The sequence below is a fragment of the Kribbella voronezhensis genome, assembly GCF_004365175.1.
GTDB lineage: Bacteria > Actinomycetota > Actinomycetes > Propionibacteriales > Kribbellaceae > Kribbella > Kribbella voronezhensis.
This window is the reverse complement of record NZ_SOCE01000001.1, coordinates 5,622,088-5,638,314: the sequence shown is the minus strand read 5'-3', so window position 1 is coordinate 5,638,314 and position 16,227 is coordinate 5,622,088. Positions and strand designations below refer to the sequence as shown.

Here is a 16,227-nt window from a genome sequence, read left to right as displayed (position 1 = left end):
GGGGAGACGCCGGTGACGGGGATTCAGCGCGGGATGTCCCGAGGTTTGCACGGGCAGATCGTCGAGGTGATGGCGCAGCGGATCCTGTCGGGCCAGATCCCGCAGGGCGCGACCATCAACGTGGTCGAACTGCAGGCAGATCTCGGCGTCAGCCTGACCGCCGTCCGGGAGGCGCTCAAGGTGCTGACCGCCAAGGGACTCGTGGACGCGCGGCAGAAGCGCGGCACCTTCGTCCGGCCGCGATCCGACTGGAACCTGCTCGACGCGGACATGATCCGCTGGCACTTCGACGACGATGTCCGCCCGGAGTTGCTCGAGGAGCTGCACGAGGTGCGGGGCATCGTCGAACCGGCCGCGGCCCGGCTGGCCGCAGTACGGGCTGAGGAGGTGCACCTGCAGGCTTTGGACACCGCGCTCGCCGCGATGTCGTCGGCGAAGAACGATCTGGCTGCGGCAGAAGCGGATCTCGCGTTCCACAAGGCGTTGCTGGCCGCGACCGGTAACGAGCTGCTGACCAAGATGGAGGTCATCATGGAGACCGGCCTGGCCGGTCGCGACCGGCTGGTCCATCGGGTGAAGCCCTCCGACGATCCGGTGCCCAGTCACCAGCGGGTGGTCGACGCGGTCCGCGCGCACGATCCCGAAGGCGCTGAGCTGGCCATGCGCGAGCTGCTGGCGAAGGCGGCCGAGGATCTCTCGGACGTCCGGGGCCGCAAGTGAAGATCGAGCGGATCGAGACGTTCCTGGTCCCGCCGCGCTGGCTGTTCTGCCGCATCGAGACCAGCGACGGCGTCGTCGGCTGGGGCGAGCCGGTGGTCGAGGGCCGCGCCGAGGTGGTCCGGACGGCGATCGAAACGCTGTCGGAGTACCTGATCGGGCAGGACCCGCTGCAGATCGAACGGCACTGGCAGATCCTGTCGAAGGGCGGCTTCTACCGCGGCGGTCCGGTGCTGAGCAGTGCTGTCGCCGGGCTCGACCATGCGTTGTGGGACATCGCGGGCAAGGTCTACGGCGCTCCGGTGTCGTCGCTGCTCGGCGGTCGGGTGCGCGATCGCGTCCGGGTGTACGCGTGGGTCGGCGGTGACGAGCCGGCCGAGGTCGCGGACCAGGTCGCCGCGCAGATCGCCGGCGGGATGACCGCGGTCAAGATGAACGCGATGGGCCGGATCCAGCCGTCGCCTTCACTGGGTGAGGTGAACACGATCGTCTCCCGGCTCGAGGCCGCACGATCGGTGCTCGGTGATTCCCGCGACGTCGCGATCGACCTGCACGGACGGGTCGGTGTCGCCGCGGCGCGACGGATCCTGCACGCCGTCGAGCCGCTGCATCCGTTGTTCGTGGAGGAGCCGGTGCTGCCGGAGCACCAGCGTCACCTGGCGGAGGTGATCGCCAGCTCGACCGTTCCGGTGGCGTTGGGCGAGCGGCTGTACAACCGGTCGGACTTCGTCCCCGCCCTGGATGCCGGAGTCGCCGTGGTCCAGCCGGATGTCTCCCATGCGGGCGGGATCTCGGAGTTGCGGCGGATCGCAGTACTGGCTGAGACGCACGGCGCGTTGCTGGCGCCGCACTGCCCGCTCGGGCCGATCTCGCTGGCGGCCAGTCTCCAGGTTTCGTTCGCGACGCCGAACTTCCTGATCCAGGAGCAGAGTCGCGGGATCCACTACAACACCGGCAGCGACCTCACGTCGTACGTGACCGACCCGGCGCCGTTCACCTGGGTGGATGGGCATGCCGAGTGGAATCCCCTTCCTGGGTTGGGGATCACGGTCGACGAGGACGCCGTGCGCGCCGCCGACAAGGTCGGGCACGCGTGGCGGAACCCGGTCTGGACACACGAGGACGGATCCTTCGCGGAATGGTGACAGAGCTTCCCCTTCCAGCCAACGAGGTCACGGTCGACCTGGACGACGGCGGCCGGTGGACGTCGTTGTTCCTGGGCGGTCGCGAATGGTTGTGGACGGGACCCGGTCTGCTTTCGGGACCACGGACGGGACGCACGTCGTACGTCGACGTCGGCGGACTGGACGAGTGTTTCCCGACCGTCCGCGGCACCCCGGACCACGGCGGCTTGTGGAACCAGCCGTGGGGTTCGCTCGACGAAGACGACGACTGGGACGTCGTCCAGTACGGCGACGCGGTGCTTCTCCGCCGCTTCAACGGCGGCGAGACTCCAGCAGAGATCACCGAAACAGGCGCCATCTGGGCCGACTACCGCCTGATCGCCTCGCCCGGTTATCGCTTCACCTGGACGGCTCACGCCTTGCTGGACTGCTCCGTCGGCACAACGTTGATCGCTCCCGCCTGCACCATCTGCAGGCTCTATCCAGAGGCTGCACCTTTGTTGAACACGCCCTCACTCCCATGGACGGAGGCGAGTTGGCCGTCGCCGGGTGGGATCGAACTGGAGACGTACGGTCCGACTGACGGATCGGCGGTCGGTGGTGTGCTGGTGGATCTCTCGGCCATTTCCGTTCGAGATGGGAACGCTGAGCTGACCCTCTCGCTCAGTTGCCCTGAGCAACCGACATCGGTCGCCGTGTGGCGGAACCTCGGCGGGTTTCCCGAGCGTACGCCGTACCGGAGTCTCGGGGTGGAGCCGATGCTCGGGCGCGTCTTCGACCTCGCCGAAGCCGGTCCGGGCGACGCGGCAACGGTTCCGGCATCGGGTGAGCTGACCTGGCGGCTCGTAGTGTCCGCCAGGCCAGTCTGATCGTGCTACTCGAGCGGGAGATCCAGGACGGCGGTGGGAATCGTGGTCGCGTTGGTCGTCCGGATGGAGCCGATCTCGGCGGAGGTCAACGCCCGCCGATAGATGCGGACCTCGTCCAGCGCCCCGTCGAAGTGATGCGCCCCGTCGAGCCGTTGACCGACGTACACCTTGAACGGCCGGCCCGGGCTGACCGATCCGATCGGTGCGGCGACACTCGCCACCTGAGCGCCGTCGACCCAGATCGACAGGGTTCCCGCTTTGCGCTGCAGGGCGACGTGATGCCAGGCGTTGTCGTTGTAGGCCTTCGTCGTCGCGACCGCGGCCGTGTTGCCGCCGGTGGTGATCAGTCCGCGGATCCGCTTGTCACCCGGTTCGGCGCGCAGCCAGAACTGGGAGAAGTCGTTGATGCCGTAACCCCAGAAGATCGCCTGGTTCGCCGTACTGGCGCCGTACTTGATCCAGGCCATCGCGGTGAAGTCCCCCGCCCCGACCGCCAGCGACTCGGCGAACGGGAGCTGGATCGCGTCGTCGACCCCGTCCAGATCTCGCGCCTGCCCGAACCTGCCGGCCACCGAGGTCGTCCCGCCGCGCAGGTAGCTGTTGTTCCCCAGCCCGGAAACGTCCGGCGTCATCGGACCGCTCGGACCATCCGGAAGCCCGAGGTCGGTCTCGGTGAACCGCGCGAAGCGGATCTGGTCGCGGGCATCGACCGTACCGCCTTCGTAGAGCAACCCGATCTCGCCCGTGCCGAGCACGGTCATGTCGGAGTACCCGGACCAGTCGCTGGTGATCCTGGTGCCATCGGCAACGGACTGCCACGTCCTGCCCTCGTCGAAACTGGACCGGATCGTCATGTACCTGCGCCGCTCCGGATCCGCCGGCGAAGCGAAGAGAATGCGGTTGTACTTCGCACCTTGGTCGACGGCCCGCAGTCGCAGCAACGATCCTTGCACCGTGGGAGTCGTCAGCCCGTCGACACTCGCGTACGGCGCGACGTAGGTCTCGCCGCCGTCGTTGCTGACGGCAAATGCCCGGCTGTTCCCGCCGGTGCCGTTGTTGTTCCGGGCACCGGCATAGATGCCGCCGTCAACCTTCTCGACCACGCTGATCTCCTGCGGCACGATGCCGTCGTTGCGCAGGTCGGTGGCGCCCTTGTGCCAGGTTTCGCCATGATCGTCGCTGTAGACGAGTTGTCCGGCGACCTTGCCGTCGACGTCGTAGTTCGTCCCCGCGACGAGCCGGCCCTGGTGTGCGCCGCGCGTCAACTGGATGCCGTGCACCGGTCCGGTCGCGTACCAGCCCCAGGCCGGGTCATCGATCTCGGCGGCGATGTTTCTCGCAGTACTGAAGGTCAGGCCGTCGTCGTCACTGAACTGGACGTACGGCGTCCGCGGACGATTGGTCCCGTTGCCGGGATCCATGGTGGTCAGAAGCACGATCCGGCCGGTCTCGAGATCGACGATCGGCGTCGGGTTGCCGCGGGTGGAGACGGCGTCCGGGTCGCCGTCGACACCGGACAGCACAGTCTGCTGAGCCGACCAGGTGCGCCCGTCGTCGACGGACCGGCGTACGACGAGGTCGATCTCCTGGGAGTCGGCACACCAGGTACGGCGTGCTTCGGCGAAGGCGAGCAGGGTGCCCGCCCTGGTTCGGACGATCGCGGGGATTCGGTAGCAGCCGTAGCCGGCGAAACCTTTGTCGAAGAGGACCGTCTGGGTCACGGCGGCCGCGGCCGGCCGGGTTTGCAGCGGCGCGGCGGTCAGGCCCGCGGTCAGCAGAAGCAGCGTGACGAGCGGGATCAGGAAACGGCGGAAGCTGGGCATGGGGCGGGAGACCTGCCTTCCGGTGAACGGAAAGTAAACAACCGGATGAGTTGCTTAGTTCGTAACTTATCCACCAAAGTCACGCTTGAAACGCCAGACATAGCACGTCCTATGTGTGGATCGATCAAACGCCCACGGGCGTGTGTCAACTACCGTGAATTCGTCGAAGGAGAGCTGTCGTGGAGCTGCTGGCCGAACTCAGCCGTCGCAAGGTGCTGGCGATCATCCGGGCCGATGGACCGGACCGGGCGCTCGAGTGCGTCCGGACCTTGGTCGGTGCCGGGATCACCGCTCTCGAGGTGTCGCTGACGACCCCAGGCGCCACGGAGGCGATCGCCAAAGCTCGCTCGGAGTTCGACCCGTCGGTACTGCTCGGCGCGGGCACGGTGATCACCGCCGCCCAGGCCGACGAGATCGCGGCCGCCGGAGCCGGCTTCACCGTGACGCCCGCGATCACCCGCGGCGCTCACCGCAGCGTCGAGCTCGGCCTGCCGCTGCTCTGTGGCGCTCTGACCCCGACAGAGGTAGTCACGGCGCTCGACGCGGGTGCGCTCGCGGTGAAGATCTTCCCTGCGAAGCTGCACGGCCCGGGCTACCTGCGCGAGCTCCGCGCCCCGCTCCCCAACGCGCCGCTGATCGCGGTCGGCGGCGTCGACGCGGAGTCGGCCCCCCTCTACCTGGCGGCCGGCGCCTTCGCGGTCGGCATCGGGTCTCCCCTGCTGGGCGACGCCGGCACCGGCGGCTCCCAAGCCGACCTGGCTGAGCGCGCCGCCACCTTCCTGGCCGCGGTGAGCGATGAGTGACGTTCTCACCCTCGGCGAGGCGATGGTCTCGATCCGGTCCAAAACGGCACTCAGAATGGGCGGCGAGGCGCATCTGTCCGTCGCCGGTTCGGAGAGCAACGTGGCGATCGGCCTCGCGCGGCTCGGACATCAGGCCGCGTGGATAGGTGCTGTGGGCAACGATGAGCCAGGGCGGCTGATCCAGCGGACGTTGCGTGCCGAAGGGGTCGACACCCGGTACCTGCGCTTCTCGGACGAGTCGTTCACCGGCTTCATCGCCTTCGACCAGCCGGCCCACGACATCACCCGGGTCAGCTACCACCGGCGCGGATCGGCCGGCTCGACGCTGACTGCCGCGGAATGCCTTGCGGCCTTGGAAGACGCGCGACCGCGGCTGCTTCACGTCACCGGGATCACGCCGGCGTTGTCGGACCAGGCCCGCGCCGCGACGCTGTCCGCAGTACGGGCTGCTGCTTCGGCCGGCGTCCAGGTTTCGCTCGACGTCAACTACCGCGGCCGCCTCTGGTCGCGCGCGGACGCTGCCGCGGTACTGCGCGAGCTCCTGCCTCACGTCCACACCGTGTTCGCCTCAGATGACGAACTCGACCTCCTCACCGACGCCACCGACCCGGTCGCCGAACTCCTCACCTCGGTCAGCGAAGTCGTCGTCACCGCCGGCGGGAAGGGCGCCTGGTCCCACACCAGCGCCGGGACCATCCACCAGCCCGCCCTCCCGGTCACTGTTGTCGACAGCATCGGCGCAGGAGACGCCTTCGTGTCCGGGTACCTCTCCGCCACCCTCGACGGGCTTCCGATCACCGCTCGCCTCGAACGCGCCACAGCCGGCGGCGCCTTCTGCGTAGGCGCTTTCGGCGACTGGGAGTCGCTTCCTACCCGCGAAGAACTCAGCCTGCTGGCGCAGTCGCACGGCACCGCTCTGCGCTGAGGCAGGCGGCGACACGCCGGAAGATCGGCGAGACGATCCCGTTGGTCCCAAGGTTGGTGAGGTTGACCGGATCTGGGGAGGGGCGGCATGCGTAGTAGCCGAAGAGGTTTTCTCGGCCTGGCTGTTGCTGCGACCGCCGTATCGCGCGGCCTGACAGCCTCGGCCGCGACGACCGCCGACCGCTACCCGTCGAACACCGCGCTCTACGCCGACACTTCCGTGGTCGAAGGCGTCGACTACTCGCGTCGATACCGCCGGCACGAGTGGTTCGACGACGACCTCAGCCAGCGGTACGCCGTACAGCGCACCGTGATCCTGGCTCCGCACGGCGGTGGAATCGAAGCCGGTACGTCGGAACTCTGCTTGGCGATCGCCGGATATCACCCGGCCAGCCTGGATCCGACACCTGCCGGCGGCCCGGTTCACGACTACTGGATGTTCGAAGGGCTGCGGCTGAGCAACAACGGCGAGTTGCACGTCACCTCGACGAACTGTGACGACCCGGTCGCACGCGCACTCACGGCCGGCTCAGTGAACGCAGTCAGCCTGCACGGTTGTACTGCGGCGCAAGCAGGTCTCGCGGACGGCGCTCAGGCGGTTCTGGTCGGCGGCCGAAACGGCACCTTCAAAACCAAGTTGCTGACCAGACTCGGTGCCGCCGGCATCCGGGCGATCGACGCCGCGTCGATCAGCGACCTGAACGGCGACGAACCCACCAACATCGCCAACCGCACCCTGCTCGGCGCCGGTGCCCAGCTCGAACTCACCACCTCGTTGCGCTCGGCAATGTTCGGCACCAACACCCGAGCCGACCGCAAGAACACCACCCTGGACCTCTTCCGCACCTTCGCCACCGCCACCCGAGCCGCCATCGCCGACCTCGAATCCACCCAGCCGACTCCCTGATATTGAGTGGCGGTCCGGTGGCGGAGTTGCGAAGGTGAGGCGATGACCGTCTTCGTGAAGCGCCGCGAGCTCGCCGCAGCCGGGTCGATCGCCGACGCCCTGGACATCTTCGGTTCGGAGATCCGCTTCTACCGCGAGATCGCACCGGTCATCGGCATCCGCGTGCCGATCTGCTATCGCGCCGAGGAGACCGAAGACGGCACCCTGCTGGAACTGGAGGACCTTTCGGCCTGGACACCCGGCGCCACCCCGGACGGGGCGGCGCACACCCTCCGTCTGCTCCATTCGCGCTGGGAAGGCGAGGCCGTTCGGCGCTGGCCGTGGCTCCGGCCGGTCGGCGCGGCCGTCGACCTGGTCGGACGCCTGTACGACGAAACGTGGCCCCGCCTCGCCAACCTACCGCCGGCGGTCCAGGCTGTCGGCGAACGACTGGTCGGCAACGTCGCCGCCGCCGAGCGCCAACTTCTCGACGCCGGCCCGTTGACCTTGGTCCATGGCGACGCCTCGGCCCAGAACCTCCGCACCAGCCCCACCGGCGAAGTCGCCCTCCTGGACTGGGAGGACGTCTCCGCAGCCCCCGGCATCCTCGACCTCGGCTGGTTCCTGCTCACCTCGGTCGACCCCAACGACTGGCCCGCCACCATCGCGGTCTACGGCCACGACACCGGCCTCGACGACGTACTCCCGTCCCTGATCGTCCAGGGCCTACTGTCCCTCGCCGACCACTCGCCCGACTCCCCGGCGGCCGAAACGTGGCGCCACCACCTCGACGCCGCCGCCAAGCGCCTCGACAACTAGCCGTCGACCGGATCAGATCAGGTCGGCCTGGGCTTCGATCTCGTTGTCGGGGTCGATCGGGAGGATGATCTTGAACCAGGTCTCGCCGGGTTTCGAGTCGACGCGAAGGTCGCCGTGGTGCTTCTTGACCACGATGCGCCAGGAGATGTCGAGGCCGAGGCCGGTGCCTTCGCCGATCGGCTTGGTGGTGAAGAACGGCTCGAAGATGCGGTTCCGGATCTCCGGCGGGATGCCGGGGCCGGTGTCGCCGATCATCACGACGGCATAGGCGCCGTCGCGCTTGGTCCGGATCGTCAGCGTGCCCTCGCCGTTCATCGCGCCGACTGCGTTGTCGATGATGTTCGTCCAGACCTGGTTCAGTTCCGCCGCGTACGCCGGAATGTGCGGCAGGTCGGGATCGAACTCCTTCACCACGTTCAGGCCCTGCAACTTGCCGGACATCATCACCAGCGTCGACTTCAGCAGTTCGCGCAGATCGACCACCTGGTACGGCGCCCGGTCGATCTGCGAGTACTGCTTGGCGGCGCCGACCAGCGTCGAGATGCGGGTCACCGAGTCGTCGATCTCGTTCATCAGCGACTCGGTGTCGATCGTGTACATCAACCAGCGCACCGCGCCTTCGAGGTACTCGTCGCCGACGGCCGCGAGCACCTCCTCCATCCACGGCACGTCGAGCCCCACCGCGGCCAGCACCGGCGCGACATCCCACGAAGCGTTGACGCCGTGGTCGTCCAGCCAGTCGGTCAGCGTGTCCTCGGCGTCGCTCAGATCCAGGGGCGACAGCTCGGGCGCCTTGGCGACCTTCTCGACGGCGGCTTCCTGGAGTTCGACGATCGTGTGCAACTTGGTCGCGTCAAGGGTGCCGTCGGCAAGCATCGCCAGCTTGGACCGCATACCGGCCACCCGCTGCCGCAACGTCGCGGCCGCCCGGACCGCCGCGGCCGCAGGGTTGTTGAGCTCGTGCGTCAATCCGGCGGACAAGGAGCCCAGGGCAAGCAACCGCTCCCGCTCGCCCATCGTCTCGTTGGTCCGCCGCATGCCCTGGACGAAGCCGTCGATCAGGTGCACGGCCATCGGGAACCAGCGGTTCATCATCGTCGCCATCGTCTCGGCGGTGATGACGAAGAACGTGGACGGTTCGAGCACCCGCATGGTCGCGCCGTAGGCCTTGCGCTCGTCGGCGCCGAGGAAGGCGGTGACGGCACCGGCGTACACACCGCGTTGCGTACTGCGGTTGATCTCCACCTCTTCGCCGTGAGACAGCTTGCACATCCGGATCCCACCGGTGAGCAGCAGGTAGCAACACGTCGCCTCGTCGCCCTCGGCGAAGACGATGCCTTCCTCGACGGCCTCCACGTGCCCTTCCCGCGACAGCCAGCCGAGTTGCTCGTCGGTCAGGCTCTCGAACAGGAACAGCGTGCGGAGCTCGTCGATGCTGAGCCGCAGCGGTTCGTCTGTATCAGTTACTGCCATCAGAGCATCTCCAGATATCTGTGCACCAGGGTCACTGCCATCGCACCGTCGCCGACCGCCGAGGCGACCCGTTTCACCGACTCGGCCCGGACATCGCCGGCCGCGAACACGCCGGGCATGCTCGTCTCGAGGTGATAGGGCTCCCGCTCCAGTGACCAGCCCGGTGGCCGCCCGTGCAGGTCGGGTCCGGTCAGGACGAACCCGCGCTCGTCGCGCAGCAGGTCACCCGGCAGCCAGTCCGTTCGCGGCGCCGCGCCGATGAACACGAACATCCACTCCGTGTCCACCTCCCGGCTCTCCCCGGTCGCACTGTTCACCAAGGTCACCCGCTCCAGGTGATCCGATCCCTTGCAGGACACCACCTGGGTGCAGGTGTGCACCTCGATGTTGTCGATGTCGGAGATCTGGCCGATCAGGTACGACGACATGGTCGCCTCGAGCGAAGGTCCTCTCACCAGCATATGCACGCGTTCGGCATGTTTCGAGAAATAGACCGCGGCCTGGCCGGCGGAGTTGGCGCCGCCGATGATGTAGACCTCCTGGCCGGCGCAGGCCGGACCCTCGGTGGTCGCCGAGCCGTAGTAGATGCCCCGGCCGCACAGGTCGTCGACGCCGGGCGCCTCCAGCGACCGGTAGGCGACGCCCGTTGCCAGGATGACCGAATGCGCGGAGATCTCGCTGCCGTCGGAGAACACCAGCCGTCGCGCCGAGCCGCGCGATTCGAGCTGGACCACCTGACGGGCGGTGAGCAGTTCGGCGCCGAACCGGATCGCCTGCCGCCGGGCGCGATCGGTCAGCTGGGCACCGGAGACCCCGTCCGGGAAGCCCAGATAGTTCTCGATGCGACTCGACTGGCCGGCCTGACCACCGGTGGCGACCTGCTCAACCAGGACGGTCCGTAGCCCTTCGCTAGCGCCATAAACAGCGGCACCGAGCCCCGCCGGACCACCGCCGACCACCACGAGGTCGTAGAACTCCTCGGCCGGCGCCGTGGACAGCCCGACCTTGTCGGCCAGCTCGGACTCGGACGGCGCCACCAGCACCTCGCCGTCCGGCGTAATGATGACCGGAAGGGTCGAGCCGTCGACCTCCGCGGCTTCGAGCAGCCGCTTGCTCTCCTCGTCATCGACACCCATCCAGCGGAACGGAACCGCGTTGCGGGCCAGGAAGTCGCGGGCCGCGAACGACGGCGCCGACCAGCGATGGCCGATCACCCTGGTCTCGTCGGTGGACGGCTCCGGGGTCGCCTTCCACAGCTCCAGCATCGAGTCGACCACCGGGTAGAGCTTCTCCTCCGGTGGGTTCCACGGCTTCAGCAGGTAGTGGTCGAGGTCGACGACGTTGATCGCCTGGATCGCGGCATCGGTATCGGCGTACGCCGTCAGCAGCACCCGGCGGGCGAGCGGGAAGAGGTCCATCGCGGCCTCGAGGAAGTCGATCCCGGACATCCCCGGCATCCGGTAGTCGGCCAGCAGCAGGGCGACCGGCTCACCCCGGAGCTTGAGTTCGCGAAGGGCATCGAGAGCCTGGTCGGGCGCCTCGGCCCGGACGATCCGGTTGTCCTCGCCGTACCGGCGGCGAAGGTCGCGGGCGATCGACCGGGAGACCCCCGGGTCGTCGTCCACGGTGAGGATCACCGGGCGGGTTGTCGACGCTGTCATGCCTCCTTCATACCAGCGGATCGCCTACTTCTGGGAACGGTTCCGCCGAGGGCGTTACGGAAGGGCCGCGAGGTACGGAGCGTGGCTGTTCTGGAACTCCCAGTTGTAGTACCTGTCCCAGTTGATCGACCAGGTCATCAAGCCTCGGAACGACGGCGAAGTACCACCGCGCAGCGAGTAGCCGCCGCAGTTCTGGCCTTTGACCAAACAGTCCAGCGCCTGGTGAACGGCTGCGGGGGCGGTGTAGCCGTTCCCGGCGCTGGTGGCGGCCGGTACGCCGAACGCGATCTGGTCCTCCCGCAGACCCGGAAAGGTCTGCCCGGTGGTGCCGACTCCGAAGCCTGCCTTGATCATGTCGGTCATCGCGATATGGAAATCCGCGCCGCCCATCGTGTGGTACTGGTTGTCCAGCCCCATCACGGGACCCGAGTTGTAGTCCTGGACGTGCAGCACGGTCAGTGAATCGCGCAGTGCGTGGATCACCGGCAGGTACGAACCGCGCCGGTTGTCGCCGCCGTTCCCGCCGTCGCCGTAGAACTGGAAGCCGATCTGGACGAAGAACGTCTCCGGCGCCATCGTCAGCACGAACTTCGCGCCGTACCGCGCCTTCAGGGTCTTCAGCGCCGAGATCAGGTTCACGATCACCGGTGTGGTCGGGTTGCGGAAGTCGGTGTCGCCGGGGTTCAGGTACAGCGAGTGGCCCTCGAAGTCGATGTCGAGCCCGTCGAGTCCGTACCGGTCGATGATCGCGCTGACCGAACTCACGAAGGTGTCGCGGGCGGCCGTGGTCGTGAGCTGGACCTGGCCGTTCGCGCCGCCGATCGAGATCAGCACCTTCGTCCCAGTTGCTTGCTTGGCCCGGATCGCGGCGACGAAGTCGGCGTCGCTCTCCACGTTCGGGCACTCGCTCGCCGGGCAGCGGTTGAAGCGGATGTCGCCCGACGTCACCGAGGTCGGCTCGCCGAAGGAGAGGTTGATGATGTTCCACGCGGACGGGATGTCGGCCATCCGGACGTACCCGGATCCGTTGGCGAAGCTGGCGTGCGTGTAGCCGATCAGCGCGTGCTTCGCGAGACCTGTACTGGTACAGCCGCCCGTAGTCGCTGTTGCTGTTGAGGACTTGGCGGATTCTCCGTTGCTGTTGTACGCGGCAACGGTGTAGCTGTGGCTCGTGCACGCGCCCAGTGCATCGACGGTCGCCGCAGTACCGGTGACCGTCTTGACGACGCTGGAGCCTTCGTAGACGCGGTACCCCGTCACTGTGCCGCTGGAAGCTCCCCAGGAGAGCGCGATCGAGCTGTTCGTAGTACCGGTGACTGACGGCGAGCCGGGAGCGCTCGGTGCTCCGCCGGTGGGTGGCGTACCACCGGGACCGTCGAGGCTCACGTCATCAGCCTGGTACGCCGGTTGGCCGTACCACCCGTGCAGGTAGAGCTGTGCCGAGGTCTGGCTGGCTCCAGTGGTGAACGCGACAGTCAACTGCGTGTACCCCGACGCCGAGGGCGTCCAGGTCGATGCGCCGCCGGTGACGCCGAGATAGACGTACGACCCGCGCACCCAAGCAGACAACGTGTACGCCGTGTTCGGCTGTACTGCGACGGTCTGGCTGCACTGGGCGAAGTCGCTGCCCGACACCGCGCCGTTCAACGCGTAGCCGCCCGAATGCGTCGGACTGCTGATCACTGAGCCGCCCGAGCACGTCCAGCCGCTCAGCGAACCGGCCTCGAATCCCGGATTGGTCAGCAGGTTCGCGGCTTGGGCGCCGGTCGCCCCGGTCACCAGGCCGGTGACGACGACCAGCAGAGCGACAACCGCGGCAAGACACCGAGAACGCATGACCGAACCTCCGGGCGGTGGGGGTCCATTAAGTAGAGAGCTTCCAAAACTCTCGGTCAATGGATCCACCCAGTCGGTTTCCCGCCCCTGTCCGATACCCGACGGGGCTGACGGGTTTCCGCCAGTGGCTAGTTGAAGCCAAAACGGTGTGGGCGGACGCGCGGATTGGCAGGCTTCCCGCAATCCCTCACCGCCACTGGAGGAAACGCGTGAATCAACTGCGTCGCCGGACCGCGCTCATCGCGGCCGCCGTCCTCACCACCACCGCCTTTGCCGCACCGAGCGGCAGCGCGGCCCCCGCCCCGACCGGTGCACCACCGGACAACCTCGCCGCGTCCCTGCGGCTGCCCAAGTTCGCCGCCGGCCGGTACGTCGTGACGCTGGCCGACAAGCCGCTCGCCACCTACCAGGGAGGCGTAGCCGGCCTGAAGGCCACCAAGCCTGCCAAGGGCCGCAAGGTCGACACCGCCGGCGCTGACGCCAAGCGCTACAGCAGCTTCCTGACCAGCCGCCACAACCAGATCGCTGCCGCGGTCGGGGCCAAGGCGAGCCGCCACTACTCCACCGCCATCAACGCCTTCGCCGCGAACCTGTCCGGCCAGCAGGTGAGCCAGCTCAGCAAGACGCCTGGCGTTGTCGCCGTCACCCCGGATCAACTGCACGTCGCCCTGGACGACAAGAAGCCCGCCGACTTCCTCAAGCTGTCCGGCAAGACCGGCGTGTGGTCAGCGCTGGGCGGCACTGCCGAGGCCGGTAAGGGCGTAGTCGTCGGCGTCGTCGACACCGGCATCTGGCCGGAGAGCGCCTCACTCTCCGGTCCCAAGCTGGGCACCAAGCCTGCGACCGCCGCGGACCCGTACCGTCCGTACCGGTCCGGCAGCACCATCGTCATGCACAAGGCGGACGGCAACGACTTCACCGGTTCTTGCGAGGCAGGCGAGGACTTCACTGCCGACCTGTGCAACACGAAACTGATCAGCGCCAAGTACTTCGGCGACGCCTGGCTCGGGGCCACGCCGCCCGAGGCGCGAGCCGACTACGCCTCACCGCGTGACGGTGAAGGCCACGGGACGCACACTGCTACTACTGCGGCAGGCAGGGCAGGTGTGGACGTCGCAGAAGGCGGCATCAACTTCGGCACCATCTCCGGCGTTGCACCGGCGGCCAAGATCGCTGTGTACAAGGCACTGTGGGAGGGCAAGGACGGCGTCGGTTCGGGCGGCTACACGTCCGACATCCTCGCTGCGATCGACCAGGCCGTTGCTGACGGCGTCGACGTGATCAACTACTCGGTCGGCTCCATCTTCGAGTCCGAGCACACCGACCCGGTCCAGCTCGCTTTCCTCTCCGCGGCTTCGGCGGGCATCTTCGTCTCGGCTGCCGGCGGCAACTCCGGACCGGACGCATCGTCGCTCGACAACACCTCCCCCTGGGTCACCACAGTCGGCGCGAGCACAGTAGCGCCGTACGAAGCGACAGCGGTCCTCGGCAACGGGGAGAAGTACGCCGGACTCAGCACCAGCGTGGCTACCAACGTGAGCAGCAAGCCGCTCATCACCGGTGAGGCTGCCAAGACGGCAGACGCCACGGCGTACGACGCTTCGCAGTGCCTGCCCAACACGCTCGACGCCGGCAAGGCCGCTGGGCGCATCGTGGTCTGCGACCGTGGCGTCGGCGCTCGGGTAGCGAAGTCGGCCGAGGTCAAGCGCGCCGGCGGGGTCGCGATGATCCTTCTCAACCTCACTGACCAGGACATGGTTGCGGACTCGCACTCGGTACCAACAGTGCACCTGAACACCCCGGGGTCGCTGTCCGTCAAGGCGTACGCCGGTACGCCGGGCGCTACCGCGCAGCTCGCTCCTGGCAACCTGACGAGCCAGACCACGCCGTACCCGCAGATGGCGGACTTCTCCTCACGCGGCCCGTCCCTGTCCAGCCACGGCGATCTGCTCAAGCCGGACCTCGCCGCACCGGGTGTCAACGTGCTCGCGGCAGTTGCACCGCCCACCAACGACGGGCACAGCTTCGCGTTCTACTCAGGCACGTCCATGGCTGCTCCGCACATCGCCGGACTCGCTGCGCTCTACTTGGCGAAGCACCCGGACTGGACACCGATGATGGTCAAGTCGGCACTGATGACGACCACCAGCGACGTCAAGACCGCCAGTGGTGCGGTGGACAACGACCCGTTCGCCCGGGGCGCCGGTGAGGTCCAGCCGTCGCGCATGTTGGACCCGGGGCTGGTCTACGACTCCGGTGACACCGACTGGCTCGGCTACCTGGAAGGCAGCGGGGTCAACACGGGCACCGGCGTACCGGCCATCGATCCGAGCGACTACAACGCTCCCTCGATCGCTGTCGGCCAACTGGTCGGCACCCAGACCATCACTCGCCGGGTCACCGCGGTGACCGGCGGCCTGTACCGCGCGACCGTCTCGGTGCCGGGGATGAAGGCAGTCGTCACTCCGTCGATCCTGAACCTGCAGGCTGGCCAGACTCGCAGCTTCACGGTCAAGCTGACCCAGGACACCGCAGCATCCAACGAGACCACCAGCGGCTGGCTGACCTGGCAGGGCGCGGGTACGTCGGTGCGCAGCCCGATCGTCGTCGTGCCGACCTCCGTCCTCGCCCCCGCCTCGGTGAGCGGAACGGGCGCATCCGGCCAGGTGTCGTTCGACGTGACCGCAGGCAAGGCGGGCACTCCCATCAGGTCGTACGGCGTGGTCTCGGCACCGCTCGTCCCAGGAGCGGTCCCGGCCGGCGCAGCGGACGCCGACCTGCCGAACTACCCGGTGACGGTGACCGCCGACACCAAGGCCGTGCAGTGGAACATCAAGACGGTCGACCCGGCCGGAAGCATCTGGATGGTGCTCTACAAGGTGGTCAACGGTCAGATGCAGTTGCTGTCCTTCGAAGGCGACGGGTCGAACCAGGCCTCGGCAACTGTGGCCGCGCCGGCTCCTGGCGTCTGGGGCGTGCTGGCGATCACCCTGTCGAACCCGCCCGGCGCCGACACCACGCAGTACACGATGCAGAGCAATGTCGTGACGGCTAGCTCTGGCAGTGCTCTGCAGGTCACGCCGCCGGTCACCCCGGCAGCGGGCAAGCCGTTCCAGGTGACGGCGGCGTGGTCGGGAGTGCGGACTGATCAGCGCTCCATCGGCTTCGTCGAGTTCCCGAACCGCGCTGGGACAGTGGTGACGATCAACTAGCAGCACCGAGCCGGGGTCGCGTTGCGGCGTGACCCCGGACGGGTGCCGTCAGCGTGGTCGCGCCAGATCGGCTGGGGCAC

12 protein-coding genes are annotated in these 16,227 nt (G+C 67.9%); 8 read left to right on the top strand and 4 right to left on the bottom strand.

Annotation, left to right across the window (positions count from 1 at the left end; genetic code table 11):
• Window positions 1-12 precede the first annotated feature (12 nt).
• From EV138_RS26375 to EV138_RS26365, 3 genes are read left to right on the top strand one after another with little or no spacing between them, the layout of a single operon-like run.
• Complete coding sequence (locus tag EV138_RS26375) at window positions 13-720, top strand: FadR/GntR family transcriptional regulator (RefSeq protein ID WP_238158362.1); 708 nt, start codon at window positions 13-15, stop codon at window positions 718-720.
• Entirely contained in the window at window positions 717-1,862 is a 1,146-nt protein-coding gene (gene dgoD / locus EV138_RS26370; RefSeq protein ID WP_133981430.1) for a galactonate dehydratase, read from the top strand. The genes EV138_RS26375 and dgoD overlap by 4 nt, the downstream gene beginning before the upstream one ends.
• The gene (locus EV138_RS26365) at window positions 1,856-2,710 is read left to right on the top strand and encodes a hypothetical protein (RefSeq protein WP_133981429.1); all 855 of its coding nucleotides are present in this window, start codon (window positions 1,856-1,858) and stop codon (window positions 2,708-2,710) included. The genes dgoD and EV138_RS26365 overlap by 7 nt, the downstream gene beginning before the upstream one ends.
• 5 nt (window positions 2,711-2,715) lie before the next feature.
• Here EV138_RS26365 and EV138_RS26360 read toward each other — a convergent pair whose 3' ends face one another.
• The gene (locus EV138_RS26360) at window positions 2,716-4,533 is read right to left on the bottom strand and encodes a sialidase family protein (RefSeq protein WP_133981428.1); all 1,818 of its coding nucleotides are present in this window, start codon (window positions 4,531-4,533) and stop codon (window positions 2,716-2,718) included.
• 179 nt (window positions 4,534-4,712) lie between these two features.
• On the opposite strand from EV138_RS26360, the gene EV138_RS26355 reads away from it, so the two are divergent.
• From EV138_RS26355 to EV138_RS26340, 4 genes are all read left to right on the top strand, one after another.
• Window positions 4,713-5,336 (top strand): bifunctional 4-hydroxy-2-oxoglutarate aldolase/2-dehydro-3-deoxy-phosphogluconate aldolase, encoded by a 624-nt coding sequence (locus EV138_RS26355; protein ID WP_133981427.1) that lies wholly within the window; start codon window positions 4,713-4,715, stop codon window positions 5,334-5,336.
• The gene (locus EV138_RS26350; RefSeq protein WP_133981426.1) at window positions 5,329-6,261 is read left to right on the top strand and encodes a sugar kinase; all 933 of its coding nucleotides are present in this window, start codon (window positions 5,329-5,331) and stop codon (window positions 6,259-6,261) included. Before EV138_RS26355 ends, EV138_RS26350 begins: the two co-directional genes overlap by 8 nt.
• An 87-nt stretch (window positions 6,262-6,348) precedes the next feature.
• Entirely contained in the window at window positions 6,349-7,167 is an 819-nt protein-coding gene (locus EV138_RS26345; protein ID WP_133981425.1) for a poly-gamma-glutamate hydrolase family protein, read from the top strand.
• 42 nt (window positions 7,168-7,209) lie between these two features.
• Entirely contained in the window at window positions 7,210-7,965 is a 756-nt protein-coding gene (locus EV138_RS26340) for a phosphotransferase family protein (protein ID WP_133981424.1), read from the top strand.
• A 12-nt stretch (window positions 7,966-7,977) separates the two neighbouring features.
• On the opposite strand, the gene EV138_RS26335 is transcribed toward EV138_RS26340, so the two are convergent.
• The 3 genes from EV138_RS26335 to EV138_RS26325 are packed head-to-tail and all read right to left on the bottom strand — an operon-like array spanning window position 7,978 to window position 12,935.
• Complete coding sequence (locus tag EV138_RS26335) at window positions 7,978-9,438, bottom strand: ATP-binding protein (protein WP_133981423.1); 1,461 nt, start codon at window positions 9,436-9,438, stop codon at window positions 7,978-7,980.
• A complete protein-coding gene (locus tag EV138_RS26330; protein ID WP_133981422.1) occupies window positions 9,438-11,099 on the bottom strand; it encodes an NAD(P)/FAD-dependent oxidoreductase in 1,662 nt (553 codons plus the stop codon). The genes EV138_RS26335 and EV138_RS26330 overlap by 1 nt, the downstream gene beginning before the upstream one ends.
• A gap of 54 nt (window positions 11,100-11,153) precedes the next feature.
• A complete protein-coding gene (locus EV138_RS26325) occupies window positions 11,154-12,935 on the bottom strand; it encodes a chitinase (RefSeq protein ID WP_133981421.1) in 1,782 nt (593 codons plus the stop codon).
• A 209-nt stretch (window positions 12,936-13,144) separates the two neighbouring features.
• Between EV138_RS26325 and EV138_RS26320 the strand changes: the two genes are divergently transcribed.
• Entirely contained in the window at window positions 13,145-16,147 is a 3,003-nt protein-coding gene (locus EV138_RS26320) for a S8 family peptidase (RefSeq protein ID WP_202866829.1), read from the top strand.
• The last annotated feature ends 80 nt before the right edge of the window (window positions 16,148-16,227 follow it).

What these genes read in the sequence shown, in the direction of transcription:
- EV138_RS26365 (WP_133981429.1), top strand. Translation starts at nt 1,856, where the DNA reads ATGGTGACAGAGCTTCCCCTTCCAGCCAACGAGGTCACGGTCGACCTG.
- EV138_RS26360 (WP_133981428.1), bottom strand. Translation starts at nt 4,533, where the DNA reads ATGCCCAGCTTCCGCCGTTTCCTGATCCCGCTCGTCACGCTGCTTCTG.
- EV138_RS26350 (WP_133981426.1), top strand. Translation starts at nt 5,329, where the DNA reads ATGAGTGACGTTCTCACCCTCGGCGAGGCGATGGTCTCGATCCGGTCC.
- EV138_RS26345 (WP_133981425.1), top strand. Translation starts at nt 6,349, where the DNA reads ATGCGTAGTAGCCGAAGAGGTTTTCTCGGCCTGGCTGTTGCTGCGACC.
- EV138_RS26340 (WP_133981424.1), top strand. Translation starts at nt 7,210, where the DNA reads ATGACCGTCTTCGTGAAGCGCCGCGAGCTCGCCGCAGCCGGGTCGATC.
- EV138_RS26335 (WP_133981423.1), bottom strand. Translation starts at nt 9,438, where the DNA reads ATGGCAGTAACTGATACAGACGAACCGCTGCGGCTCAGCATCGACGAG.
- EV138_RS26330 (WP_133981422.1), bottom strand. Translation starts at nt 11,099, where the DNA reads ATGACAGCGTCGACAACCCGCCCGGTGATCCTCACCGTGGACGACGAC.
- EV138_RS26325 (WP_133981421.1), bottom strand. Translation starts at nt 12,935, where the DNA reads ATGCGTTCTCGGTGTCTTGCCGCGGTTGTCGCTCTGCTGGTCGTCGTC.